The 26152-nt window shown below is 67.9% G+C and carries 23 protein-coding genes and 2 pseudogenes; 14 read left to right on the top strand and 11 right to left on the bottom strand.

The genetic code is table 11. The features are described 5' to 3' along the window. Positions 1-1299 precede the first annotated feature (1299 nt). Positions 1300-1758: a hypothetical protein gene (locus EES41_RS36785; RefSeq protein ID WP_164496157.1), complete on the bottom strand. Its 459-nt coding sequence runs from the start codon at positions 1756-1758 to the stop codon at positions 1300-1302. Positions 1759-2515: 757 nt separating this feature from the next. Between EES41_RS36785 and EES41_RS42485 the strand changes: the two genes are divergently transcribed. Together EES41_RS42485 and EES41_RS36800 are read left to right on the top strand one after the other, a co-directional pair. Beyond that, a complete protein-coding gene (locus tag EES41_RS42485) occupies positions 2516-3466 on the top strand; it encodes a hypothetical protein (protein ID WP_164496158.1) in 951 nt (316 codons plus the stop codon). Positions 3467-3699: 233 nt separating this feature from the next. Further along, positions 3700-3903 (top strand): cold-shock protein, encoded by a 204-nt coding sequence (locus tag EES41_RS36800; RefSeq protein ID WP_030299464.1) that lies wholly within the window; start codon positions 3700-3702, stop codon positions 3901-3903. 456 nt (positions 3904-4359) lie between these two features. Here EES41_RS36800 and EES41_RS36805 read toward each other — a convergent pair whose 3' ends face one another. Beyond that, positions 4360-4659, bottom strand: coding sequence for a hypothetical protein (locus tag EES41_RS36805; protein ID WP_123082928.1), 300 nt, complete (start codon positions 4657-4659; stop codon positions 4360-4362). A 325-nt stretch (positions 4660-4984) separates the two neighbouring features. Between EES41_RS36805 and EES41_RS36810 the strand changes: the two genes are divergently transcribed. Together EES41_RS36810 and EES41_RS36815 are read left to right on the top strand one after the other, a co-directional pair. Beyond that, entirely contained in the window at positions 4985-5218 is a 234-nt protein-coding gene (locus EES41_RS36810; RefSeq protein WP_123083383.1) for a hypothetical protein, read from the top strand. After that, entirely contained in the window at positions 5218-5478 is a 261-nt protein-coding gene (locus EES41_RS36815) for a hypothetical protein (RefSeq protein ID WP_123082929.1), read from the top strand. Before EES41_RS36810 ends, EES41_RS36815 begins: the two co-directional genes overlap by 1 nt. A gap of 68 nt (positions 5479-5546) precedes the next feature. Here the strand turns inward: EES41_RS36815 and EES41_RS36820 are convergent, their stop codons facing one another. The 3 genes from EES41_RS36820 to EES41_RS36830 all read right to left on the bottom strand — a co-directional run bounded on the left by EES41_RS36820 (position 5547) and on the right by EES41_RS36830 (position 7860). Next, positions 5547-5756 carry a hypothetical protein gene (locus tag EES41_RS36820; RefSeq protein ID WP_123082930.1) on the bottom strand — a complete coding sequence of 70 codons (210 nt, stop codon included), beginning with the start codon at positions 5754-5756 and terminating at the stop codon, positions 5547-5549. Between the two features lie 113 nt (positions 5757-5869). After that, a complete protein-coding gene (locus EES41_RS36825) occupies positions 5870-6955 on the bottom strand; it encodes a lytic polysaccharide monooxygenase auxiliary activity family 9 protein (RefSeq protein WP_164496159.1) in 1086 nt (361 codons plus the stop codon). Positions 6956-7467: 512 nt separating this feature from the next. Beyond that, positions 7468-7860 (bottom strand): hypothetical protein, encoded by a 393-nt coding sequence (locus EES41_RS36830; RefSeq protein WP_123082932.1) that lies wholly within the window; start codon positions 7858-7860, stop codon positions 7468-7470. Between the two features lie 658 nt (positions 7861-8518). Between EES41_RS36830 and EES41_RS36835 the strand changes: the two genes are divergently transcribed. From EES41_RS36835 to EES41_RS36850, 4 genes and pseudogenes are all read left to right on the top strand, one after another. Continuing rightward, complete coding sequence (locus EES41_RS36835) at positions 8519-8767, top strand: hypothetical protein (protein WP_123082933.1); 249 nt, start codon at positions 8519-8521, stop codon at positions 8765-8767. 106 nt (positions 8768-8873) lie between these two features. Then, on the top strand, positions 8874-10709 hold the full coding sequence (locus tag EES41_RS36840) for a hypothetical protein (RefSeq protein WP_123082934.1): 1836 nt from the start codon (positions 8874-8876) through the stop codon (positions 10707-10709). Beyond that, positions 10706-11244 (top strand): annotated as a pseudogene (locus tag EES41_RS36845) (winged helix-turn-helix domain-containing protein). Before EES41_RS36840 ends, EES41_RS36845 begins: the two are co-directional and overlap by 4 nt. Beyond that, positions 11241-11776 (top strand): annotated as a pseudogene (locus EES41_RS36850) (transposase). Before EES41_RS36845 ends, EES41_RS36850 begins: the two co-directional pseudogenes overlap by 4 nt. A gap of 273 nt (positions 11777-12049) precedes the next feature. On the opposite strand, the gene EES41_RS36855 reads toward EES41_RS36850, so the two are convergent. Then, positions 12050-12442, bottom strand: coding sequence for a CPCC family cysteine-rich protein (locus tag EES41_RS36855; RefSeq protein ID WP_123082935.1), 393 nt, complete (start codon positions 12440-12442; stop codon positions 12050-12052). 364 nt (positions 12443-12806) lie between these two features. On the opposite strand from EES41_RS36855, the gene EES41_RS36860 reads away from it, so the two are divergent. From EES41_RS36860 to EES41_RS36870, 3 genes are all read left to right on the top strand, one after another. After that, positions 12807-13880, top strand: coding sequence for a tyrosine-type recombinase/integrase (locus EES41_RS36860; RefSeq protein WP_123082936.1), 1074 nt, complete (start codon positions 12807-12809; stop codon positions 13878-13880). Then, positions 13877-14197, top strand: a complete 321-nt coding sequence (locus EES41_RS36865; protein WP_123082937.1) for a helix-turn-helix transcriptional regulator — start codon at positions 13877-13879, stop codon at positions 14195-14197. Before EES41_RS36860 ends, EES41_RS36865 begins: the two co-directional genes overlap by 4 nt. Before the next feature lie 515 nt (positions 14198-14712). Further along, positions 14713-15744, top strand: coding sequence for a hypothetical protein (locus EES41_RS36870; RefSeq protein ID WP_164496160.1), 1032 nt, complete (start codon positions 14713-14715; stop codon positions 15742-15744). 9 nt (positions 15745-15753) lie between these two features. Here the strand turns inward: EES41_RS36870 and EES41_RS36875 are convergent, their stop codons facing one another. Beyond that, on the bottom strand, positions 15754-16362 hold the full coding sequence (locus tag EES41_RS36875; RefSeq protein WP_254211847.1) for a hypothetical protein: 609 nt from the start codon (positions 16360-16362) through the stop codon (positions 15754-15756). A 902-nt stretch (positions 16363-17264) separates the two neighbouring features. Here EES41_RS36875 and istB point away from each other — a divergent pair. Next, entirely contained in the window at positions 17265-18059 is a 795-nt protein-coding gene (gene istB, locus EES41_RS36885) for an IS21-like element helper ATPase IstB (protein ID WP_123082940.1), read from the top strand. Positions 18060-18892: 833 nt separating this feature from the next. Here istB and EES41_RS36890 read toward each other — a convergent pair. Next, positions 18893-19420, bottom strand: a complete 528-nt coding sequence (locus EES41_RS36890; protein WP_254211848.1) for a hypothetical protein — start codon at positions 19418-19420, stop codon at positions 18893-18895. A 257-nt stretch (positions 19421-19677) separates the two neighbouring features. On the opposite strand from EES41_RS36890, the gene EES41_RS36895 reads away from it, so the two are divergent. After that, complete coding sequence (locus EES41_RS36895) at positions 19678-21384, top strand: serine/threonine-protein kinase (protein ID WP_164496161.1); 1707 nt, start codon at positions 19678-19680, stop codon at positions 21382-21384. Continuing rightward, complete coding sequence (locus EES41_RS36900; RefSeq protein WP_164496162.1) at positions 21366-22469, top strand: serine/threonine-protein kinase; 1104 nt, start codon at positions 21366-21368, stop codon at positions 22467-22469. The genes EES41_RS36895 and EES41_RS36900 overlap by 19 nt, the downstream gene beginning before the upstream one ends. A 180-nt stretch (positions 22470-22649) precedes the next feature. Here the strand turns inward: EES41_RS36900 and EES41_RS36905 are convergent, their stop codons facing one another. The 3 genes from EES41_RS36905 to EES41_RS36915 all read right to left on the bottom strand — a co-directional run bounded on the left by EES41_RS36905 (position 22650) and on the right by EES41_RS36915 (position 25984). After that, positions 22650-23210, bottom strand: a complete 561-nt coding sequence (locus EES41_RS36905) for a hypothetical protein (protein ID WP_174261882.1) — start codon at positions 23208-23210, stop codon at positions 22650-22652. A 687-nt stretch (positions 23211-23897) separates the two neighbouring features. Then, positions 23898-24977, bottom strand: coding sequence for a hypothetical protein (locus EES41_RS36910; RefSeq protein WP_123082944.1), 1080 nt, complete (start codon positions 24975-24977; stop codon positions 23898-23900). 338 nt (positions 24978-25315) lie between these two features. Further along, on the bottom strand, positions 25316-25984 hold the full coding sequence (locus tag EES41_RS36915; protein ID WP_123082945.1) for an Abi family protein: 669 nt from the start codon (positions 25982-25984) through the stop codon (positions 25316-25318). Positions 25985-26152 lie beyond the last annotated feature (168 nt).

Genomic DNA, 26152 nt, shown 5'->3' on the forward strand with positions numbered 1-26152 from the left:
CCTCCGCTTCGCTGCGGAGGAGTCTCGCCTCGCTGCGCTCGGCGGGGCTCGGCTTCGCCGAGCCAGGGTCGGCCCTTCGGTCCGGTGTCCTACACTTCGCTTCGGACAAGGTTCGGGGTTCCGCTGCGCTCCACCCCGAACGGCCCGCTCCGCGGGCCCGGATGACCCCGTTTCACGGGGTCCGGTCCTTCGGACCGTTGGGCCGGTCCGCTCCGCTCCCCTGCCCCGGGTCCTTCCGGCTCTGCCTCCAGGACCAGCCCGCTACGCGGGCAGCCAGCAGGGCGGCGGGGTTCGTGTCGCGGCCCGAATCCTGACCTGCGGAGCTCTCGGGAACTGCTTAGCTCGGGTCGTCCTGGGCCCGGTCACAGACAGCCCGCTCTCCGCAAGCCTGGACGATCCCATTCCACAACCCGTCAACAATGCATTCTGGCCACCCGTTCAACATTATCCAGATCCAGCCCCGTACATCGGTAGTCATGCCGGCACCGGAAATCAACAATGGATCCATGGCAGACGACGAACCCGGATGGCGTCCACCGGACACCAAACACCCCTGGCAACCCCCGCCCCGGCCCACCACAGACCCGCCCCCACCCGAAAGCGGGAACAGGAACGGGAACGGATGGGATCCCAGTCGCGTGACGAGCTATCTCATAGTAATCGCGCTGATCATTTGGGCTCTGGGCGCCATCCAATGGAAAAACGCAGGCTGCGACCTAAAAGAATCAATCGGAGCCGTCATCACCGACGGTTTCCCCGAAAGCTACGAGGAATGCCCCACTACTGAAGACCCCTGACCCGCACATCCTCAGCCAACGTCCACCCCGCCCCCCACACCCAGTCCACACGGTCAGCACCGCGGGACCCGGCGTGGGGGTGCCAGACGATCCTCCCGCGGCTCGAATGCTTCAAACACACCACTGGATACAAACTGGACCGGTGGCTGACTGCCGCAGAACAGAAGGCCAGCATGCTTGTCGAGGATCGCTGAAATTGCGCAGTACCCAAGCAACCTGCACAGTCATGCCCCTGACCCACAAACACCGCAGGTCAGGGGCATGGCGACTACTCAGCTTCACTGACCGACGACACCTGACACTCTGACGCCGCACCTCTGACAAACTGACGCCGCACCACTGACACCCGAGGGCGGACAAGCCTGGTGTTGTCGGTTAGAAACAGGCACTGAGCATCATAGTTGGCCCGTTTGGCCGACTATCGCGCCCGCCAAGATACGGAGCCGTGCAACCACACTGAGCTCGGCCCACCCGTGACAGGCACTTCCGGGAAAGAAAGCCGCTAGTCGTTCTCGTTATCAACCCTGATGAGTTCGCCATCGTCGTCGCCGAGAAAGTCGGACACGAGCTCTTCCACGAGCTCGTCCTGCTCGCCACGTTCGGCGACAACAAGGTCCCTGTCGAAGTCTTCGTGCAGCACGCGGACATTCTTGTCGAAGTCCACTTCGCGGACGATGACCGGCCGGGGTGCTTCCTCCACGATGACAGGCCTGGCCTCGATCTCCACCACCTCCTGAGGCTCGACCCTAGTGATGTCCTCCGTGAGGAAACGCTTCGGGCCGCGGTCCCTGTTGAAGGAGTGGTCGATCAGGCCGTTCGCCTCGTTGACGCTTTCAGCGCCGTTCCTGGTCTGGATGACCGCATCGGCGGCGTCGATCACATCAGCCTGGGCGGTGCCCGCTACGGACAGAGCTGCTGCGGCAAGGGTGACAGCGGCGAGTAGGCGCTTGGTGGTGTTCATGCCCAATAAACGATCTTGAGCGTGTCGGGTAACGCCCAGCTTGCCCGATGAGCCCGCCGAACCCCCGGTCCGCCTGAGCGCCCACCACCAGGCGTGCCGCCCGAGGAGCCCCAGGGCCTTCAGAAACCCGAGGCCGTACGGGAGGCGTACCTGCGCCGCGCCATCCCCGAGTTCACCGGCCCGGTACGAGTACACCCCCACCCGCGCCTGAGCAGCTTCCCCAAAGGCCCCGGCAAGACGGCAAAGGACCCAACGGGACGGTCGCCGGCCTCCAGGACATCGACGACATCCCCGACCCCGCAGGGTCACAGACGGATGGGCGCCCGGCAGCAGCGAACGCCCACCATCCCTGCGAACCGAGGGGGCTGACGGGACTGACGGGACTGAAATCCGCGATTGCGTTCACGGGCGCGGGTAGCCGTGGCCGGCAGGCGGGTACTCCCGGCCCGGAACCCTGGCGACACCGTGGAGCACGATCCGCTCGAACTCCGAGAGCCCACCCGGTTTCCCGGTGAGGGCCTCGGCGACCTCGTCGGCCTTGCCGATCGCCTTCAGCAGCCGCGCCGACCGCTCCCGGTCCGCCCTCCCGCGCCGAAAGCCACCGACGCGGCGCGGTGTCCGGCGCCGGTGGAGCGGGCCGCGGAAGGTACAGGGCGCCCGCCCGCCCCGTTCGTGTGAAGCCGGGCGCTCGCGGTCTCGGCACGGGGACTTCCGCGTGATCATAACGGTGCAGGTGGCACCTCACGGATTGGGCATCATGGCGAAGTCGCAGCAGTGGAAGGTGGCCGGGGCGGTCCTCACGGCGGCCCTGTTGGCCAGCGGAATCGGCGCCGCGCCGGCACAGGCAGAGACAGGGCGTCGTGTCTTCGACAAGCCGGGCTGGTTCGAGTTCAACCTCCCCGGCAAATTAGAGAAGTTCACCGTCGTCCTGGTCGGTGGCGGAGGAGGCGGCGGGGGCGGGGGCTGGTATTCCGAGCAGTACGGCACCGGTGGCGGCGGAGGGGGTGGCGGCGGTGCCGGTGCCGCGAAGTGCACCATCACCATCACATCCGGGTCGAAGAAGATCGGTGTGCGGGTCGGCGGCGGGGGCGGCGGCGGTCCCAAGGGCGTCCAAGGCCGTCAGTACCACGGAACGGGCGGCGCCGGCGGCGACGGGGGCGGCGACATGGGCACTCCGGGCAACACGAACGACGGAGGCGGCGCGGGCGGCGGAGGAGGAGGCGGCAAGTCGGCCCTCTACTCCCTTCCCACCTCCGGTGACTCCTCGCACGCCAGCCTGCTCGGCATCGCGGGCGGCGGGGGCGGCGGAGGCGGCTTCCAGTCCCGTGTCGGAGCCAGGCCCGGCGGCTCGGGCGGCACCGGAGGCGGCAGCGGCAGCGGCGCCGAAGGCCGGGCCCACGCCGGTCGCGGCGGCCCGGCCGGACGCGGCGACACCCCCGGCGAGATCGGCGGACACGGCGGAGGCGGAGGCGGATACAAGTGCGACGACACCGTCGGAATCACCTCGACGGGCACGGGCGTCATCAGTGACATGGCCGGCGACGCCAAGAACCTGGACGCCGGCCAGGCCGGGAAACGCGGCACCCTCGCAAACCTGCCCGCCGACGTCCCCAAGACCGCCGGACAAGGCGCCACAGGCGGCCCCGGCGGCAACAAGCGCAACGACGGCAAAAGCGGCCACGACGGATACGTGATCGTGAGCTGGTAACCGGCCCCGGACACCTGCACCCGCTCCACCACCGGCGCTCCCCACGCCCCGCTCGGCGCCTGCCGCGCTCCTTCCCCGTGACGCGGTGAAGTTCATCCCCACGGGTGAGGGCCAGGGAGGATGGCGGATTTCGCCGTGGCGGGAGGAAAAGATCAAGTGCCGGAGCCTGCTCGATTGGGCTGCGGCCAGGGCTGTCCAGATCGCGCCGTGGCACCGAACGAAGGACGAGACCGATGGCAACAGGCACTGTGAAGTGGTTCAACGCCGACAAGGGATATGGCTTCATCAGCCAGGACGATGGCGGCGCAGACGTGTTCGTGCACTTCGCAGCCATCCAGACCAATGGATACAGGAGCTTGGAGGAGAACCAGCGAGTGGAGTTCGAGGTCACCCAGGGCCAGAAGGGTCCCCAAGCGGAAATGGTCCGCCCCTTGTAGCCCATGTTCTGTCTGCGCTCTGCTCCACCCGATGGCCGATGGAGCAGAGCCAGCCCAGGATTCGCCAACAGGGCCCCAGCTTCAGGGCGGCCTTTCGCGTGCCGGTCGCCCGGGCGCGGGCGCGCCGGTCACGGGCGGCCCGGGATGCCCAGACCGGCGGAAGCGCCGGCAACGGCGGCGCACCCGGCCGCGGCCCCGGCGCCATCGCCAACGGCTCCGGCACCGCGGGAACCACCGGCCACACCGGCACGGCCAACACCGCGAGCGTCAACGGCCAACCCGCAACCCAGCCACGTCCCGACAAGCCAGCCGTCGCTGTGCCCAGGACAGCCGAGGCCGCCGAACAGACCCCACATCGTTGCGCGCGCCCCGGACCGCCGTGCCTTCCTCAGCGTCAACGCCGGCGGGGCCCCGGCGTTCTCCGCCGAGGCCCCGCCGCGAGTCGATCCGTCGGTGTCAGACGGTGTAAGCGGTCCAGCCGATGGTCTCGGCGGAGTGCTTGCCGTCGGCGGAGATGCCGCCCCCGTAGATCTCGTTGAGGCGGATGAGGAAGCCCGTGGGGCTGACATTGTGCAGCCTCACACCGGGGGTCTCCGGCCCGTTGAACGTCTGCACGGTGGTCTGGACGATGACATCCGAGCCGGCCGGGAACGGAGTCGGGAAGTTGACCTGGGTGAAGGTGCCGGTCTGGCCGCCCACCGTCTCGGTCGAGTTGGTCGAACTGAGGGTCAGCTTGCCGCTCTGGGTCATGCTCATGGCGTTACTCCTCGCTTGTGCCGTCCGAGGACGCGTCGTCCCACGCCCCCGACCCACTACTGCAATGCGTGTCGATTCAAGTACTCTCAGCGACATAACGGTAAGCGTCTTTTAAGTCAGGTATGACCGGAAATCTGGTTTGGACGATGCCGCCCCGACCCACCGCCACGACCTCGACGCTGCCCGCACCGAAAGCGCCCCGGCAAAGCGGAAGCCTCCCCTGCCACATCCCCGCCGGGGCCCGGTTGGTCCGTGCCCGGGTCCGGAGGACCGTCCCGGCGATACCGTGGTCACTAGACGCCGAATGACCGACCAGGAGCACCTGATGAGCCAACAACCGGCCCCCGCCAGCACCGTGCGGCAGCAGTTGGAGCCCGCGGCCGCCGACGCGGTCCGCGCCTACGCCGCCAGGACCCGCGAGAACGCAGACCGGCTCGCCGCCGTCCTGGAGGACATCGCCACCAACGGCCTGCCCCCGGTGGAGGAGTGCACGCCCTGGGAAGAACTGCGCGAGGCCCACCTCGCGCGGCTCGCCGCCCAGCGCCCGGCCGTCGCCTGATGGCCCCACGACGCGCCAGGATCGCGTTCAGCGACTCCGCCGCCAAGCAACTCGAAGACCTCACCACCGAGCGCGCAATCCACGCCCTGGACCGCGCCCTGGTCGCCATCTCCGTCGACCACGAGATCGGCGAGCCCATCCCCGCAGACGGCACCGGCCCCGAGCTGCGCCAGTACGCCGACGAGATCGAGGACGTCCGCGTCCTGTACTACGTCACCGCACTGCGCACCGTCGTCGTGGTCGCCTACATCGAAACCTGACAGGACAACCGCGATCACGTCTCCAGACGCGGACGCCCCGCCGAGCGCGGACGCTGCGGTGCATGCCGTTACCCGCCCTGAGCGGTCAGGAGCAGGACCAAGGCCTGGGAGCGGGTGATCCCGAGCCCGGTGGCCACCGCATCGGCAGACATACCGTCGTCGCACAGCGCGTCGGCGGCCTCCCGGCCGACCCGGGCGGCGATCCGCTCCAGCACACCGGCAGCCCGCAGCGCAGCCAGCGGGGCGTCTGCGGCCGTGGTGGTCAGCTGCTCGGCCATCTCGACCAGGAGTGCAGCCAGCCGTTCGGGCGCGAATCCGGTGCTGCTCCGGTGCCCCGGCCGCCTGGTCGACCGCCTGCGGGGGTGGCCGGTCAGGCGGCGCGGAGGCTCGGCTACCGCAGCATCACGTCGCACGTGGACAGGAAGAATTCGCCCGTCTTACCACCGTTCTCGCCGTTCGGGGTGTCCGGCCCTCCGTGGCCGCCCCAGATGTCCACGATCGCCGCCCGCCCGGTCCGGCGCGGGAGGGACGCGAACTCCCAGCTGGCGGATCCCTCTTCCTGCGGCGCACCGTGCACCTCGACCAGGAATGGAATCGGCTCCAGGTCCTTCCAGCTCAAGCCGTCGGAGGGATTCCAGTCGGGACGGGTGATGAACCACCGGTGGGACCAGCTCTCGCCCCAGTGATACGCCATGTAGTCGTAGGTGAAGGTCTGGGTGGGAGCCGACGAGTCCAGCTCCGTCAGGGGCCAGTCTCCGAGCGTGTCGTCCGGTGCCAGATCCAGACCGCGGAACGCCGGGCTCCCCGCGGACGCGAGGGTGCCTTCCTCGAAGAACTTGCGGTACTCAAGGTACTTCTGAGCATCGTTCCACGGATAGTCGGCGAGCATCCTGGCAGCCCCCGGCACCACTTCGTGCCAGTCGGCACTGGTGTTGAGGCGGAGCGCCTCGACACAGATCGGCGAGGGGTCCTGGTCCCGGATCGCGGCGCCGGCCCGGCTGCGCGGATGGTTGGCCGTGCCGTGCCGCGGGTCCGCCTGGGTGGCCTCGGGGGCTTTCTGGCGAGGCTGGCGCGCCGCCCACTTCTCGGAGCCGGTCCGCCCCGAGCCGATCGTGACGACATTGGTGAACGGCGTGAACTGATCGCCCGCCTTGGCGCGAATCTTCACATGGAGCTGCCCTGCCGGCTCCTCGTCACCCAGATCCACCCAGTGGGAGTTGGACTGCATCCAGTTCCAGGGAGACCAGTGGAGGAAGACCGTCTGCCGCAGCTCGCCGTCGATCCACACCTCGTACAGGCGCGGATAGGGCGCGTTGCCCTCCTCCCAGTCCCCCGGAGGCGGCCAGGCCCCCTGATCGGGGGCGTTCTCCCCGATCTGCCATCGCAGACTGATCCCGTACATCGTGTACTTGCCGTCATCGCGATACCTGATGTCCCCGCGAAGGTCGGACGGAGCAGCCAGCTGGGAATCGCTCACAGTGTCCCCTCTCTAGATCGAATCCATCCCTGAGGCCATCACCACGGAGCAGCACACACAACCGACAGTTATGGGCCGTGACAGAAAGTCACTGTAGATCATCCGGGCCCAACCCGACAGACGAATCGCAGCCACCCCGAACCAGCACGGCGGGTCCGACCTGCCGAGACCTGTGATCGAGGTGGCTTCGCCGGGCCGCCGGCTCGCCGCAGCGGGGTTCGTATGGGACACGGAACAGGCCCCTCGCACCGCACCGGACGGATCCCGTTGGCCAATCGGGCCCTGCGCGTGTCAGGGAGGCGGGCATCGAGGCGGGCAAGGCTGATCGCGACGCCGGTCTGCCAGGGCCTTGTGCACAGCCCCTGCCCCAACCCCCCGGCAACGGAGCAAGGGCCCTTCCCGCCGTACGGCGGGACGCGGGCCGACGTCACCATCCGCCCGTCCTGGTCGACCCCCACCGACGCCCGATGAACGGGAGCCGCTCTACCGGGCCGGGGGCCTCCGGGCCGCGGCTACAGAACGGCGACAGTGAACGGAACGTCCGCCAGGTCGTTGTTGTAGTTGGACGTCACGACCGTGATGGTGCGGGTCTGGCCGTTGCAGTTGCTGTTCGGAATGGCGGTGATCATGGCCCGGAAGTTGTTGACCGTGGCCACCACCGCCGCGTTGCGCAGATCGATGGTGGCGTCGGACACCCGCACGCAGTAATAGCCCGTGGGCTGCCCGTTGAACCGCTCCACCGACGCGACGTTCTTCGTCGCCAGGAGCGTTCCGTTGGCGGCGACCCGGGCGGCCGCCCGGGCATAGGGCGCGTTCAGATCCGCCGGGGCCGCCGAGGCGGTACCGGCCACGACCGACACCGACGCCACTGCCGCCACGACGAGGGCGATGATACGAGTACGCATACTGCTCCCCTTCTCCGCCGCATCCCCCATGGACCGCGGCGGGAACCAGGATCACCTATAGTCATCGGTCGAGTTCATACAGTAACCAGCAAACCACTGGTTGGAAGGGTGCTGCAGCCCGCCAGCGAACGACGAGCGCCCTCAGCGCACGCCTGGCGCACTCAAAGCAGCACGAACACGCACGTGATCCCAGGAACGGCGACGCGAAGACCCTGTCAGCAGGGTCACGGGCCCCCAGCGCGTACCAGGGCTTCCAGATTCAGACACACGCACTGAACGACCACACCCGGCGGCCGCCGAACTTCTGCTCACAGGCCACACCCGCGCGCAGCGCGGCCAGGCCCGGCACAGACTCGGCCGCCTTGCGCCAGCATCGGCGCCACCGGCGGGCCCGAGCACCATCCCCGGGACCTCCCTCACCACTTGCCCCCTTCCGCCGGCATACCCTCATGTGCCGGGAGAAGGCTCGCCCGCAGAGCAGGACGGGGAGGTGGTGGATGCCGCCGTAGACCTCGTCGTAGAACTGCGGATTCCGGTCCAGGAAATTCCTCAACTGCCCCTCCAGCACCGGCTGCCACCGGCATCGACCCGCCCGGAGCCGACCACCCCATGGGCCGCCTTTCCGGACCGCATTCCAGCCCCTCGAAGGCATCCACACGTGACCCTCCTCATCGTCTCCGCCTCGCTCGCCTTGATCGCAGGACTCTCGGCCAGCCGCTATCTGCGGCCCGGGGTGCTCAACGAGGACGGCGACACGGGCATGGCTGGCATGGGCCTGGTCGGTCCCCTGCCGACACCGGCCGTCCCACTGCCGGCCTTCGTCCTGGCCACAGCCAACGGCTCCCACGGCACGGCCGGGGCCGCCGCCCGTGGCGAGGCCCGGAAGGTCAACTGTCGGGCGATTTAGAAAGCTCTCCCCCTCTGCCGGCGCGGAAGCCGGTCAGGCAGAGGCCCAAACTCGTTTATCAGTGCGCGCCCGGTGCGCCGGGGCGCTTGGAAAGGGGCAGTTGACCATGGCGGATACGCAGTCGTCGCAGGAGCGGATCGAGCGGCTGAAAGCGCTGCTGACCGGGAAGAGTTCGAGCGGCCGCGTGGGGGCGGCGCTGTCGTCGTCGGGGACCTACGGGAATCTGCTGCTGGGGGTGGCCTTGCACGGTGCCGACCGGGTGCGGGAGGCCAAGACCCTGACCGACCTGGAGCGGTTGCTCGTGGACGCGCTCGGCACGGTGATCGAGGCGGCGGAGGTGAAGGAGTGGGGGGCCGCGTACCGGGCGACGGTGCGGACTGCGGCGCCGGGCACGCTGATCGTGCCGGAGGAGATCACCAAGCGTCCGTCTTCGACCGGGTACTCGATGGTGGACCTGGAGCAGGTGATGCCGCAGCTGACGAAGGAGGCGTTCGAGGCGCCGAACCTGTCGCTGCTGACCGCCGAGGACATCGCCGCGGGCCGGATCGAGGAGGATCCGGCGTTCGTGGAGGCGATGGGCGAGCGGGGCTTCGCGGTCACGGGCGTGGCCCGCTACCCCGACAGTGCCGGCGCCACCCGCGCCGCGGCGGCCGGCGCCAAGCCGGCCGCCGAGTCCTGGCGGGTGAAGATGGAGATGGAGAACTTCCACGTCGTTCGCGCGGTTGGGGACCAGGGTGGCGGCAGAGACGAGATCTACTTCACCGCCGCCTCCAGCGTCGGCGGCGACGACGGAGGGGAGAGCTTCGTCTCCGAGGAGTTCGGCGCAGTCAAGAAGAACCAGACCCGCAACTTCTCCGCGTCCAGGAAGGTGTTCCTGGACAAGCAGTCCACCAGCGATCTCATGATCACCAACATCCAGGTGTGGGAAGCCGACCAGAGCAACTCCAAGTGGTACGACCAGCTGCAGTTCTCCCTGAACACCGCGGTCACCCAGATCGACAGGCTCCTGAACAACCCCGTCGCGGTCATCGCGGATCCCATCCCGCTGGAGGTGGCGATCGCCTACGAGGTCGCCAAGGTGTTCATCGGGCTCATGGACGCCCTGCGCAACAAGGACGACCTCTCCTGCAGCCGCACCTTCGTCCTCACCCGCAACGACATGGCCGTCCTGCACCACAAGCCCGACCTGGAATGGAACTTCAACGGGGACGGCCACCACAAACTCCGCGTCCGCTACACCGGCGAACGCCCGAAGTGGCCCACCGGCCACATCGAGATCACCAGCCGCGCCGAGGGCAACCCGTCAGAATGGTCTGCGGCCGCATGGAGTGCGCCGATCCCGCTGGGCTGGAAGACCACGACCAGACCCGCCATCGCCTCCTACCGCGGCGACCTGTACACCGTCTTCTCCCGGCCAGGTGACAACAGGATCGTGTGGTGCCGCTACGACGGAGCGGCCTGGACCGCCCCGCTCACCCTCCAGGGTGCCGCGAGCGACCAGCCGTCCGCCCTCGCCGTCCACAACGACCAGCTGCACTGCATGTACACCGGAGGGGACCGCCACCTCTACCACACTTGGTTCGACGGCCAGGAGTGGATCCCTGAGCAGAAGATCACTACCGCCTGGACCTCCGAATACGGCCCCTCCCTGGCCGAGTTCGACGGCGTCCTGTGGTCCGCGCACAACGGCGCCGGCCAGGTCTACCTCTCCCCCTGCAGGGGCGGCTGGAACGATGCCCAACTCGTCAAGACCGCCAGCGTCCACAGCGCCCCCGCACTCAGCGCCTGGGACAACACGATCGCCTTTGACCACCGGAACGCAGACGGCCGCATCGTGGCCTGCACCACCCCGAACCCGCCCGATGGAGTCCAGCTACTGAGGATTTCGGGTTGTCGTCGGGTAGTGACGGTTGATGATTCCTGCGGTATGCCGGTGGGGTGAGGTATCCGGAGGGTGGGGGCCTGACCGCTGAGCGTCAGGCGTTTCGTGAGGGGATCCGGCTTCAGGCCGGCAAGCGGTTCGCGGCGGGTGAGAAGACCGCGGTGATCGCGAAGGATCTGCGGGTGAGTGTGCGGTCGGTGGAACGCTGGCGCCGGGCCTGGCGCGAGGGCGGCATGGAGGCCTTGTACTCCGCGGGCCCGGCGAACTCCCCGACCGTCACCGATGCCCAGTTCGCCGTACTCGAGGAAGAACTGGCAAGGGTCCGACAGCGCACGGCTTCGACGATCAGCGTTGGACCTTGGCCCGGGTCCAGACGGTGATCCGCCGTCGTCTGCGGCTGAGACTGTCGGTGGCGACGGTGTGGCGACTGCTGAAACGGCACGGCTGGTCCTGGCAGGCACCTGCCCGCCGTGCTCTCGAACGCGACGAGCACGCGGTGGAGCTCTGGAAGAAGGAGGTGTGGCCCCGGGTAAAAGGCTCGCGGCGGCGTCCGATGCCTGGATCGTCTTCGAGGACGAAGCCGGATTCTCGATGACGCCGCCTCGCGCCCGCACCTGGGGTCGGCGCGGACACACCCCCGTCATCCGCGTCCGGGGCAGGTCCCGCCGCCGGACCTCGGTCGCGCCCTGTGCTGCTACAAACCCGGCGAAAGGAGCCGTCTCATCCACCGGCCCCGCACCCATCTCCTGCTCAAGGGCGCCCGCAAAAGCTTCTCCTGGAAGGACTACCGCGACCTGTTGGTGAGGGCCCACATCCAGCTCGGCGGACCGATCGTGGCGGTCTGGGACAATCTCAACACCCACCTGACCGCCGGGCTGAAACAGTACGAGGCCGAGCACGACTGGCTCACCACCGTCCGGCTCCCGCCGTATGCACCCGACCTGAATCCCGTCGAGGCCGTCTGGTCACTCGTGCGCAGAGCGATGGCCAACACCGCTTTCGATACACCCGACGACCTCGACCGCAAGCTCCGCCGCGAGTTACGCAGGATCCAGCTCCGGCCACACCTGATCGACGGCTGCCTCACCGCCACAGGCCTGGCTATCAACCCACCGACCCCACCCTGAAAACCTCAGTAACCCCGCGGTGTACGCCTCCTTCACCACGCCGACCAAGCCGTTCCACATCCGTGCTTCCACGGGAGCCCCCTGCCGTCTGCCGTAACCGATCACCGCCGACCCTGCCACTTAGGGTGATGCCGTGTCAGCGAGATGATCGGCCAGCCCAGCCGAATGAGAGCAGTGAGGGACAACTGACCTCCGACACAAGGGGCAGGTCGCACGCGAGCAGATTTTCGACGGGCTCCTTCACCGACTCGACGAACAGGCCGGGTGACGACGTCACTGGGCGGGACGCCAGAATCCGGTGCTTCGATATCGCCACCAGTAAAGGACAGTGCGGTCGTCAGGCCAGGCGGCTAGCTGCACGGCCTTGGGCTCGAAGCGGTCGCGGTCGGTGTCGATGGGGCGCCAGCTCGGGTCCAGCGGCTCGTCGTCCTCGGGATGCCTGACGTGTTCCATGGACCGTTCGTCGCATGCTCCGCATTCCTGGAAGTTCTGCTGGGCCTCGATCAGGGAAGGCCTGTTGGCGCCAGCTGAGTAGTCCGGCCAGCGCAGCTGGATGTCGTCGTCCTCCCAGAAACAGACCGGGCAGATCTGATATGACCCGGGTCCGTCGTCCATCGTCAGGTGGCCGCAGCACACGCAGGGATACTTCAGGATCACGTCCGACATCCTGCCGGACGCCTACGTGAAGCTCCAGCGGGTTTCCCGGGCTTGACATCGAGACCCGCATATTAGAGGGGTGCCGACCGGGAAGGTCCGCTAGGACAACCTTAGGGCCGCGGTCGCCCAGGTGCTGGGCTTCTCCCGGCATCGCGTCGAGGCCGAACGCTGGACGGCGTTCCGCTCCCACTATGTCCATGTTCCCGTGGGTTCCCGCACCCTTTCGACTGCGTCAGAGACCTCGATGGCTGCGTGATCTGGCCCTTCCGGTCTCCTGGACACGATCGGGTGATTGCTACTCATTTCTCGGAAATCCTGAAGTCTTCTCAGCTGTCATGGCGGAGTCGTCGGATAGCTGAAGGGGAGGAACGGGATGGCACTGGCCGTCGTGCGCGATCTGCGGCCGGAGTTCCGGCTGGAGACTTCCGAGGAGGTCGCGGCCTTCGAGCAGGACCTGCTGGCTGAGTTCGTCCTTGCCCGGGCCTCTGCCGGAGTGCTCGACGACACCATCCGCGGTGACATCGGCCCCGTCCTCGGCCTGCGGGAATGGTTCGGCCGGCCTCTGTGGGAGATGGAGGCCCACGACCTCGACCGGTACTTCGGGCGGCACCGCCGCGACTCAGCCTCGGGCACCAAGGTCCGCCAGGCCGCGGCCTTCGCCGTGTTCTTCGAGTTCCTCGAACTCCGGCACAAGGCCGGCATCCACGCCGCCACCGGCTTCGTCGTCGAGTCCCCACTGGACGAGATGAACCGGCCCCGCGGTGGCACCTCCGCGAGGCTGCGGATCCCGCCGCCAGAGGCCGAGGTCACCGCGCTCTTCGGCGGCTGGCGCTGCGACATGGAGGAGGCACGCAAGTACGCTCCGGCCGCCAGGAACTACACCGCCTCCCGGCTGGCCAGCCTGATCGGTCCACGGATCTCGGAACTGTGCCTGCTGCGGATCGGCGACGTTCGCTGGGACCTGGGGCGGTTCGGCAAGGTCCTCCTCAAGGGCAAGGGCAGCCAGGGCCGCGGCAAGAAGGAACGGCTCGTCCCGCTCATCAACGGCTCCCGTGACCTGCTGGAATGGTGGGTCACCGGGCCGCGCTGGGAGTTCGACGACAAGGTCAACGACCCCCGTGCCCCGCTGTTTCCCTCGGAACGCAGATACGGCGACGGCTCCAGCAGGGCCGTGACCGACGACGCTCTGCGGACCGGGCTCGCCGAGGCGGTCGCACGGCACCTGCCGCACCAGGTCGGCCAGCTCACACCGCATGTGCTGCGGCACTTCGCCGCTTCCGATCTCTACCGCAACGGCATGGACGTCGTTGCCATCCAAGAGATCCTCGGACACGAATGGCTCAGCACGACCATGATCTACGTACACGTCGAGAAGTCCCACGTCGAAGATGCCTGGATCCGCGCGGGACAACGGGCCACGGCCCGATTCGGAGGGACACGCCGATGAAGTGGAACCTGCGGATGGTCGCCGCACAGCGCGACATCTGGAAGGCATCCGAGCTTCAACGGATGCTGGCGGACGCCGGATTGGTGATCTCCGCTGGCAAGATGTCCCACCTGTGGTCCGGACGGCCACTGACCGTCCGCCTCGCTGACCTCGACATCATCTGCGAGGTGCTGGACTGCACGACAGCCGAGCTTCTCGTCTCAGAGAAGGCCAACGTTCGGCAGGAGAACTCGGCACCGGAGGCGGAGAAGCAGGTCGTCGGCGGCAGCCCGATCACGCACCAGCGCCGACCGGGTCGCTCGGGGCCGCCGCTATGAGCACGCCCGTCCGGCGATCACGACCCTGGGCCACCCGCAGCTGCCGGGACTGCTTCGGGTGGGGCTGGATCGACCGCCCTCGCTGCAAAGCATGCTGGGGCTTCACCTCGAAAGCCACCAGCCGCCACTGCGACGTCTGCACACGCGAGGTCGCCGCGATCGATGGAATCTGCCGCCTCTGCCGCCGCCAGGCCAGCCTGATTACCGGCCCGGACAACAAATCCCGCGTCGACCTGACAGTAGCCGCCCGCACAGGACACCAGCTCTTCATCATCGGCACCCTGCGACCGCGCGGCGGCCTCCAGCCTCAGCCTGTTCCCTCGGAACCGAGGTCACCGCGGCCGCACCGTGTTCCTGCACGCTGGACGGAACTGTTGTTGTTCGAGGTGCCGCGCGAGCTTTGCGGAGTCAGCAGCAAGTCCCCACCGCTCGACCCTCAACTATTCGCGTCTTTGAGCTCCCGGGCCGCCCAGATCGCGGAACTCCGCGGCTGGCCGCCTCGCACTCTCGGCTCAGTGCGACGTGGCATCCGGATTCTCTGCACGGTTCACCGGCCAGGGGAGCAAATCCGAGCCTCGACTATCGCGCAGCTCACCCACACCGCAGTGCCGGCCAATCATGTCCTGGAGGTTTTCGAGGAACTCGACATCTTCCTCGACGACCGGCCTGACGCGCTCGACGCATGGTGCGAGGAGCACCTCTCCTTCCTTGCCTCAGATGTACGTACCGAACTGGACGCATGGATCGACGTCCTGAGACACGGGACCCCGCGCCGAAGGCCACGTGCCCACGCGACGGTCGTCACGAACCTGAGGAGCATCCTGCCGTTCCTGACCGAGTGCGCCGGCGAGTACGCAACCCTGCGGCAGGCCACCCGAGACGACATCACCAGCTGGCTCGCCGACCGGCCCTATCGCGCATACGACGCCAGTGCCCTGCGTTCGCTGTTTAGCACGCTCAAGGCCGAACGCCTGATCTTCGCCAACCCGATGCGAGGCATCAAAGGCGGCAAGGTGGCGATCAAGATCCCCGCATCACTCACCGCGGACGAGGTAAAGTCCGTCGCGATTGCCGCACTGCAGAATCCGGCCCTTCGCGTGGTCGTGGCCTTGTCCGGCATCCATGCGCTGCCCGCCCGCCAGATCCGCGCGATGATGCTGGATCAGGTGGATCTACCTGGACGCCGACTCGATCCCCAGGGCCTGCACCGTCCGCTCGACGATTACACCAGCGTGGCGATCTCCGATTACGTCGCCTACCGCCACCGGCGCTGGCCGAACAGCACCAACCCACACCTGCTCATCAGCCGGAACACAGCCACCACCATGACAGCAGTGGGCACCTTCTGGATGAACAAGCTGGTCAAGGACCTACCCGTAGGCGTCGACCGGCTACGACAGGACCGCATCCTCGAGGAGGCCCTCGCAAACGGCGCTGACCCCCTCCACCTCGCGCACGTCTTCTCGCTCAGCGCCAAGGCCAGCCTCCGCTACACCAGCGCAGTGACCGAATCGGAATCAGAGCAGCAGGCACCGAACACCCGCTGATCCCGAGTTCTACGCCACAGGGAGCCGTCGCCGGCCCTCCGGCGTGAAGGTAACGGTTTGGCGGAAGGGCCCCGCTCCGAACCGCACCGCAAGCAGGAGCGGTTCTTCGTGCTCAGGTGGCCATGACTGCTCGCCTCCCGGAGCACTGCCGTTCCAGAGATGGAAGGACACCATCGGGTCCTCCGGGTTCTCAGTCAGGTAGCCGAGGGTCTTGCCGTAGTAGAGGTTGTTGCTGCCGAACAACATCGACGGGGTACCGAACGCGGCGACGACGTCCGCCCACACACGGTCTTCGCCCGCCCACTGGCGGACCGCGCCCTGCAGGACTGCGTACTCGTTACGGTCCAGTGCGCGGTCGGGCTTGAGCCAGCCGCGTTGGTGCGCGAACTCGGCATACACCGAGGCAATGCCGTACTCGTAATAGCGGTCCGGGATCAGATCGCGGAACACGCCCGCGACACCGGTACTGGACCAGGCGCCGCGCTCTTCCCAGACGCGCTGCTGCTCGGCCAAGGCCTCGGGCTGACACTCCACGAACAGCAGGTGGTCCATCAGCATGCGCAAGGCCAGCTCCGGCTCCTTCCCGAACATTCCGGGACGACGCAGGGCGAGATTCAACTCATCGACGAGATACGCACGTATCTCGTCAGAGGATGCAAGCGATCTGGAAGTAGGCACCCCACATTCTCCCGCAAATGCCGACGGATCGCGATCATGGGCCGACGCACACAACCGCTCTCAGCTGGGCAACCCGACCCCTTCATGCAGCAGAGCCGCCGTGGAGCCCCTGAGTTCACGCTACGAAGCCTTCAGATTTCCTGAACTCACGGAGGATCGGCTTGGAAGCCCTCTACTGCCAGCCCGGAATCCGCGGCGCCCACGAGAAGGGCGGCGTCGAGGGCCAGATCGGTCCGCACCAACCGCTACTCGGTGCCTGTCCGGCTGATCGGCCGCAACGTCCGCGCAATGCTGCACGCCTCCAAGCTGGTGGTCTACGACGGCCGGGACTAAGTTGCCCGACACGAACGGCTGATCGCCAAAGGCGGCACCCGCCTTGAACTGGACCACTACCTGGAAGCTCTCGTGCGCAAGCCCGGGAGCGACCGCACTCGACCAGGCCCGCTCCGCAGGCCGGTTCACTCCCGTCCATGGCGCCTGGTGGGACGCTGCCGTCAAGGCCCACGGCGAGCGGGACGGCACCCGCGCGCGCTCATCAAGGTCCTCCTCCTCGGCCGCCACCTGCCCCACGAACCCCTGGTCACCGGACTCGCAGCCGCCCTAAGAACTGGGGCGCTGACGGCGGACGCCGTCGCTCTTGAAGCCCGCAAGGTAACAGCCGCCGACACCGCCCCTGCCGAGGCTCCAGAACCATCAGCAGGAAACCGGACCAGCATCGCCCCGCTGCCGGCTGCCGTCCGGGCCCGCCTGCCGCCCGACAAACGGCCTCTGCCCTCCGTCGCCCACTACGACCAGCTCCTGTGGCTCCGCCGCGACCGCCCCACCTCCTGAAGGAGAACAGCGTGTCCATCCCCCGCCAGCGAGGACTCGCCGAACAGGCCGCCACGGCAGCGATCGACCAGGCATACCGAATGCTGAGGCTGCCCAGCATCCGGTCCCAGTTCCCCGAGCTCGCCGAAACCGCTGGCCGCGGGCAGATGTCCTACCTCGGCTTCCTCTCCGAGCTCCTCCTGGCCGAGTGCGACGACCGAGCCCGGCGCCGGTCCGAGCGGCGTATCAAGGCCGCCGGCTTCCCCCGTGACAAGTCACTGCGCAAGTTCGACTTCGACGCCAACCCCAACATCGACCCGGCCATGGTCCACACCCTCGCCAAGTGCGAATGGATCAAGAAGGGACTGCCACTCTGCCTCAGCGGCGACTCGGGAACCGGCAAGTCGCACCTGCTGATCGCGCTGGGCACCGAGGCCGCGATGGCCGGCTTCCGGGTCAAGTACGTCCTGGCGACCAAGCTGGTCAACGAGCTTGTCGAGGCCGCCGACGAGAAGCAGCTGACCAAGACCATCGCCCGCTACGGCCGCGTTGATCTTTTGTGCATCGACGAGCTCGGCTACATGGAACTCGACCGCCGCGGCGCCGAACTGCTCTTCCAGGTCCTGACCGAACGCGAGGAGAAGAACAGCGTCGCCATCGCTTCGAACAAGTCGTTCTCCGGCTGGACCAAGACCTTCACCGACCCCCGCCTCTGCGCGGCCATCGTCGACCGCCTCACCTTCGGCGGCAACATCATCGAGACTGGCACCGACTCCTACTGCCTCGCCACCACCCGCGCCCGCGCTGAGCAGCAGGCCGCCAGCTGAGCGGCGAGAGACCACCCGGCCCTCAGTTCTCCATGAATCGCCGGCGCCAATACCCGCAAGCACTGAACGGGGTTGCCAGCATGAGGTGAGAGCTGAGGGAGACGGCCCTGCGGTCGAACTCAGCGTCCAACCCGGCCAAGAGCCTGCCGAGGTCTGCCCGAGCACCACGGGGCAGCCACAGCAGCACGTCCTCCAGACGGTCTCGTGCCACCAAAGGGTCACAGCAGTCGCAGCCGATCACCGGATCCGGCAAAACGCGCCCTGGCTGCCCCAAATACGATCGGCACTCGGCCAGGGCAGCGGCCACAGCCCCAGGCCACAGGCGGTCTTCTTCCAACTTCCGGATCGCTAGGCGAGTCGCCGCGGACACACCGCGGATCCGGCGAACCGGGACACCTCTTCTGGGCCGCCAACGCTCCGCGCGCAACCCCTTCGGACGCCTACGCGGCATCGGCCTTTCGGATCAACATGCCGTCATCTTGCCACGGTCCGCACAATCCCCGCACGCGATCACTGCGAGCCCGTGCCGCGTCACGTGCTCTTACTTCTCACCGATATCCCTGCACTCTCCGGACCACGAGTGATGTCGGACCCCATCAACATGTGCTCTCGCTTGAAACCTACGCAGCCAACGCGGGGATGAACCCCATCCGCGAAGCCGCCCTCGACCGGGGAGGCTCTGCTCCCCCGCGCACGCGGGGATGGCTTCGATCAAGCACGCCGCTGATGTCGAGAATGACGCAGGCTCCTCCGGCAGGACATCAGCAGCGGCCGCTCGACCTGGAAGTACTCGTCGATGGTCCGCAGCCGCGAACCGATCCGGCGCCGATCCGTCAGGTCGTGGCCGGCGCGATATCGGCCACGATCATCTTGTCGAGACGGTAACTATCGAGGTTGGGCATGTTCCACGATTCGCCAGGCCTGATCTGGTGGAACCTGAAGGTCGCATTGGTGTCATTCGCCCCCACGATGCAGCGCACGGGGCTGGTCGGTTTGAGAGCGTAGACCAGTCGGCTGAACTCCAGTACGAATGCGACGCCGTGCATGAGAAGTATCCGCTGGTCGTCGCTGCTGATCACCGGCGCGTCATCAACGGTGACAACATCGACCGGGACGAAGTCCTCCAGATGGAAGGAACTGTCGGAGCACTCCCAGGCTGTGAGGTCGTTGAAGAAGGAGGGCGTATCTGCGGCGTTTCCCACCGAGGAAGCCCAGGTCAGCACATTCCCCCGACGAACAACGCCCTGTGCGACATACTCACGGAGGCTTGGTGCAAGGCCGCCGGGCGGCTCAACGGCTTCCAGGCCGTTGAGTACCCCGAGCAGTTCGGCGGCGGTGTCATTCATCGTCAGAGAGAGCATGCGTCCAACGATCGCAGCGGGGCCCGGATCTTCATGCCGCTGTGGTGGTCCCGCCGGATCGCCGCATACAGCTCGACCCTCGACATCTGCGGCATGGCCACGCGGTCGCCACTCTGTTCGGGAGTTGCAGCCCTTCGTCCCGCTCTGCAGCGGTGCGGCGCCCCCCGTTGTAGGTGAACGCCACCAGTTTCTGGCCCGTCCGTGGATAGAATTTCACTTCCGTGCTCATGACACGTGGTCGCCGAAAGGAACCCGGGGTGGGGGAGTTGTCGAGCGGAGCGGACATCCAGCCGTTGGAGGACGATGATCCGGCCCGGCTCGGCCGATTCCCGTTGATCGGTCGTCTGGCAGCCGGTGGCATGGGGCGGGTCTACCTGGGCCGGTCACTCACCGACGGCATGCTGGTGGCCATCAAGTCTCCCCTGGCGCAGGCTGAAGTCAGTGCTGTCGACCGCAGGCGCTTCGCCCGTGAAGTGAAAGTGGCCCGGCGGGCGGAAGGCTTACGCACCGCACGCGTGCTGGGAGCGGATGCCGAAGCTGAACGGCCTTGGCTGGCCACCGAATACATTCCGGCGCCCTCGTTGGCGGAACTGGTCTCAGAAGCCGGCACGCTGGCCGGCACAGCGGCCCTGCGGGTGACCCGCGGAGCTGTGGAAGCGGTCGCAGAGCTCCATCGACACGGAATCGTGCATCGGGACGTGAAGCCGCAGAATCTGCTGCTGCCTCTGAGCGGACCACGGCTGATCGACTTCGGCATCTCACACGCGGCTGACCTGACACGCACGCAGCTGACGTTGGGGACAGTGGCCTTCACCTCACCAGAGCAGGCACGTGGCGAGCCTTCAACAGCGGCGTCGGACATCTATTCCCTGGGTGCGACCCTCTTCCACCTCGTCGTCGGCCGCGCCCCGTACCCGGGCGGTATGGAGATGCTGGCACTGCTCACGTACGTGGCGGAGGCGAACCTCGACCTCACGGGCCTGCCCGGCGAACTCGCACCAGTGGTGCGGGAGTGCCTCGCCCTGAGGCCCGGGAATCGGCCGACAGCAGAGGACCTGCTGGACAGCCTCACCGCCGAACTGGCGGAGATGCCCACACTGGCGGGTCCGGAAGGCTGGCTGCCCCGTCCCTGGACCGCGATCATCGAGGCGTACGCACGCCAGGGCCGCGAGCTCGCAGCCGATCCGCGCGCAGTCGGCACCGCGCCCGAGCAGTCCGCGAAACCGTCGGGAAGCCCATTGTCCCCCGGGCGCTCAGCGGCCCACTCCGCAGAGGCCGCCGCAGAGCGGACGGCACACCTGCCCACCTCCCCTGAGGACAAGACGCCGCAACCTGGTGACCGCCCCACAGGAGCGCGGAGCCGTGGTGAGAGTGTCTTCGTGCGGGCCGTACAAGGGCTGATGGCTTTCGCACTCTTGTTACTGGGCGGCGCACTGGCCTACGGCTACTACCAGAACAGGCAGGCCGAACAGCCCGGGCCGGTCGACCGGGCCTTCGCCGAAATCAGGACCGGCGACTGCATCCAGACCGGCCTCGATCCCGCAGGCCGCTGGCTCGCCACTTCACCCGAAACCACGGACTGCGCTGCACCCGGTGCGCACTGGCGCGTCGTTGCCTCCACCAGCCAGGCAATACCGGACCGCTGTGGAGCCCCCTACGCCGGGGTCGCCTGGACCCGGTCCAGCCGCGCAGCCACCATCAGTCTCTGCCTCGAACGGCTCTTCCACCCAGGCGAGTGCGTGATCGGCGCCCAGCCCGACCCCGCAGCCCTCACCGAGGTCACGCCGCTCAGGAACGAGCCCGTCTTCGCCACGACCGTCCAGTGCTCGGATACGGCCCCGGACACCCTCGCAGTACTGCGCGTGCTGAAGTACGGACTGTCCGATACGACCTGCCCGCCACAGACGCAGGTCCGATACAGGTTTCCCGACCGGGGACGGATATTGTGCCTGACGACCACCTGATCCTGCGTCCGCTTTACCGAGGAGACCCCACCTCGCTGGGCCCGTACCGGCTTCTCGGACGCATCGGCGCAGGTGGCATGGGCCGCGTCTACCTCGCGAACCGGAACGGGACCGAAGGCCTCTATGCCGTCAAAACCCTTCTGGTCGAAGGCCTGACGACCGATGGGGACCGAGTCCGCTTCGCCCGCGAAGTCAAGATGGCCAGACGCGCAGCCGGACTCCGGACAGCTCGCGTGTTCGACGCGGATCCGCAGGCCCCGCTGCCCTGGCTCGCGACGGAGTACGTCGCGGCACCTTCCCTGGGTGATCTTGTGGCACGCTGCGGAACCGCTCATCCCGCCGCCATCGCCCGCATCGTCGCCGACTGCGCCACCGCCCTGGAAGAACTGCACTCCACCGGCGTGATCCACCGCGACCTCAAACCGCATAACATCCTGCTGACCTCCCAGGGGATACGGCTCATCGACTTCGGCATCTCTCACGCCTCCGACCTGACCCGCACCCGTGTCACGCTCGGCACCGTCGCCTACATCGCTCCCGAACAAGCACGCGGGGAACCCGCCACAGCCGCTTGCGACATCTGGGCCCTGGGCGCCACACTCTGCACTCTGGCAGCCGGTCATCCTCCGTACCCCGATACCGGCGACCCGGTGCGCCTTCTGGCACTCGTGTCCCGCGCAGCGGTCGACCTCAGAGACCTTCCCGCCCCCCTCCGTCCGCTCGCAGCAGCATGCCTGGCCCCCGATGCGGCCGACCGGCCCACCCCGGCAGAATTGCGCGTACTGGCCGAGCGTGGAACCGCGCACCGGTCGTCCCGAACAGACGCAGCCGAGCCGCCTGACAGCTGGATCGCCCTGATATCCGACTACGAGAACGAAGGGGAAGAGCTCAGGGACCAGCACGCCCCCGATCCGCCGGCACCCGGCCACGAACGAACGCAGCGGATCGCCGGACTGACGCCAGAGGGCTGGAAAGCCGCCGGCAGTTTGATCTCCAACCTCACCATGCTGATCGTCCTCGGGGCCGCAGGCCTGCTCACACTCATCACCGTTGTCGCGGTCATCGTGATCGCTCTCTCCCCGTAGTCCTTCCGTATGCGGCTGGGCGCGCGGGAGCGCTTTCGCCCCCCGCGGCCTCGACTGGGATGAGGCTCGGGAGGCGTACGCGACCACGCCTCTGTGGAGCCGGAGTGGCCCCGCTTCTGCTCGGCGCCCTTCGGCCGCACTTGTGCATGGTCGGCGGGGTACTGGTTGCGTGCCATGGGATCAGCGGGCGAACGCTTCGGTCAGGCTGATGCGGTAGCCGTCTTCTTCCATCAGGACGACGGTGACGCCGAACGGGTCCGGGTGGTCCAGCTTGATCGGGGTGAAGGAGTAGTTCACTGCGGTCTGGATCGGCGGCACCAGCCCACCCCCTGGCTGCGGTACGGGAGCCGGCCTCCAGTCGGGGGCGACCGACGCCCAGCCCTCGGGGCTGCGGGACAGGAGCTGCTCGGCGTAGGGGAACTGGTGCAGGACGTGCCCGGCCGCGGTGGCGAGCACCATGTTCAGGCACGGTGCCGGGCCGACGATGGGCAGTTCGCAGGCGGTGGCGACGTCGTGGGTCTCCCACGCGAGGACGACCTCGTCCGCGCCGGCCGCCGCGGCGATGTTCGCGAGCTCCGCGATCCCGGCGAGCGCGTCCTGGCCGACATGGAGCGGGCGGACCCAGATCAGCCCGACCAGCTCGCCGCGCACCAGCGGCATCATGAGCGGCCCCGGCACGACCCCCTCACCCAGCCCCGCGGTGTACGTCTCCTTCACCACGCCGACCAAGCCGTTCCACATCCGTGCTTCCACGGGAGCCCCCTGCCGTCTGCCGTAACCGATCACCGCCGACCCTGCCACGGGGGCTGAGGCCGTGTCAGCGAGATGATCAGCCAGCTCCCGAAGGGGGTATAGCCAGAGAGGGCGGCCGCGATCTCAGGCGGCGGTCTCAGGGGGCGCCGACGGCGCCGTGCTGCGCCCGGCCGACACACTCCGCAGCACGGCCTCGGACCCGGACCCGACTCCCCCGGGCGGAGCCCTACGAGCAGCCCGCGGGCTACCGGGAGGCCATCGCCCAGCACCGCGTCCACCGTCGCAGCGGCCCCGTGGACGCCTGTATCGCCCAAGCCGGACGGGAGCAAATCCGCACCCGGATCCTCGAGCCCGGGGGCGCCTTCGCTCATGGCCAGGCCGAGGCCCAGCGCCTTTGCGAGCAGACGGAACGGGATCGGGGCAGGGGAACCGCAGAAGCCCGCGCCCTGGCTCGGGCCCGCGCCGAGAAGGCCGGCCTCACCCCCCTTCCACGCCAGGCCACGGCAGCCGCGCCCGGGCTCCTCGACCGCACCGCTTGAACACTGTGGCCAACGTCCAGAGCCGATCGGCAGCCCTTAACCGCCACGTTCCGGTGCGCACCCGGGAGCTGCGGCGGGCGGCTTCCGCCGGGTGCTCGCCGCCCTAGCGTGAGTACAAGCGCGGTGGGCGTCAGGGCTAGCGCACGGCGGGGATCCTGTTATCGACGGTGATCACGAGCTGCTCCCCTTCGACAGCGGCGGTGTTGGCGAGAGCGACCGCAGTCGCCTGGTAGAGCTGGCAGGCCATGGCCCAGTCAGCGTAGGCAACCAGTTCATCCACGCCTTCTCCGAGCAGAGGGGCTTCGGCGACGCGGTAGAGGGTCAGCAGCACGGCTACCAGCGAGCGGCCGGAAATTACCGCGGAGACCAACCCGTCACGCTCGTGGAGTTCTGGAACCCGGAAGTGCGGGTGGGTCCCTACCTGGGCGGCGATGAATTCCCAGGCATCGCGGTGGCATACGTACGTTGCCGTGGCGATCCTTCCGGCACGCATGATGGCCCAGATGCGTCCGGCCCTGCTGATCGGGTAGGGCTCGCGGGTTTCACTGGTACTGGTCATCGACTCCTTCTCCAGCAACGATTGCGCGGCCGCAGGTGCCGCCTCCTCTCCAGCGTCATCACCGGAAGCTCCCATCGCTGGGCTTGTCGTGGCACCGCCGGCCGGGGTGCCCTCGTCGGTGCCGGATACAAGATCCGGCACCAGAGCGCCCTCGGCCATACCGGGCACCGTGTCCAGGGCCGGGTCGGTTTCCGCCGGCCCGGTGCCGTCGCCAGCCTCCTCGGCGTGTGCGACCTGCTCCTCGTTGCCCAGAGCCTCCTGTGCCGGAGCTGGAGGCCCGGCCTCACTCGTCACCACGGTCGGTACATCCGCCTCTGTGACGAGGGCCGGGGTGCGGAGCAGGGCCAACACTTCCCGGACTTCCTCGCGCAGCCCGTCGAGCTCACCCCGCAGCCCGTCCACGGCCTTGCCGAGATCACCGACGGTTCCCGCCACGTCCCCTGCCCGTTTGGCCGCCGCATGGGCACCGCTGCGCGTCTCCTGCTGCAACGTCTGCAACGTGGCCAGACCCCCCGTGCGGAGAGCCGCGAACTCTGCCGTGAACGCAGACCGGAGTTCCTGGTCGAGGTCGTTGACGCGGTGCCCCAGAGCCTCGACTGACTTGTTCACCTCGTTCTTCGAGTCCAAAATGATCGCTACGACGTCGTCCCTGCGCACAGCGGCCCCCCATAGAACCTGTAGTCAGACGGTTGCTTTACGCAGTGTGTCCGTGAGTGGGCAACGAGCATCCAACTTCCGGAGATTGTCTGAATCCGCTAAGGCTCCTGGCCAGAACGTTTGCTGTATGCGCAGGCTCGGAGAACGGGCGTTCGGCTCACGCCCCTTGTGGGAGCTACTCCGGGCCGTCCCACCGCCCCGCACGCCGACCACCCTGTCCTGAGCAGCCCGCAGCCGCGGGTCACGTGCCCCTCGGAGCTCTGCGACGCGCCGGCACGACCCGAGCGGGCGGGAGCAGCGCCCGCTGGTGAGAGCAGCGTGATGCGACCGCGCAAGGTTCAGGGGCGGCGGGCAAGGACGTCGTCGATGCGCGAGGCTTCGGCCACCCAGACCGCGGCGGCGGGAGCTATGAAGCCGAGTACGGTCTGAATGTCGTCACGGCGGGCCTCAAGCGGCAGGTGCCAGATGCCCTCGTGGTGGGCGATGCGGTTGCGGAACTTGTGCAGGCGCTTGACCGGGTCCTCCACCGTGGTCAGGGCACGGTTGGGAGCGTGAGAGAAGGCTCCTGCCAGGTCAGGCCAGAGGCTGGTCTTGTACTGGCGGGCCAGCAGGAAGCGCCAGAACCCGAAGCTCAGCTCCGCAATGATCTTCCCGCGCGGGGTGATCGTACCTCCCCGGCCGGCGCGCTGCTGCGCCTGAACGATGTCAGTGCGGGCCTTGCCGCTGAGCGGGAGGGCTGTGTCGTCGTACCACTCCATGGAGCGCCCCCGGCGCTGCTGGCGGGCAACGAGACGGGCATCGACCGCGTTGCGCAGCATGATTTCCAGGTGGCCCAGCGGCTCGAAGAACGCTGCTGCGAGATCGCTGTTCCACCGGTACAGCGCGAGCGCGGCGCCGTCATCACCGCCGCACACGCCCAGGTAGGGGTTCAGCCTGTCGGGGGTGATCAGCTCGATGACGGCCTTGTCGCCGGGCGGCGTGATGATCTGGGGCGGCGTGCTGTGCATAGTGGGGTCATCGTAGGTACACTGGGTGACGAAGACCCTGGAATCGTCCCTGGTAGCCCTCGAAAGTGGGCAGGCCATACCCCCAGGGTTCAGACTTTGAGGGCCCCACCAACTGGTGGGGCCCTCAGTTTTGCCGCTACGCCTCCCCCTGGCGTCAACGACGGCGTT

Origin of the sequence: Streptomyces sp. ADI95-16 (assembly GCF_003721495.1) — a bacterium.
GTDB classification, from domain to species: domain Bacteria; phylum Actinomycetota; class Actinomycetes; order Streptomycetales; family Streptomycetaceae; genus Streptomyces; species Streptomyces goshikiensis.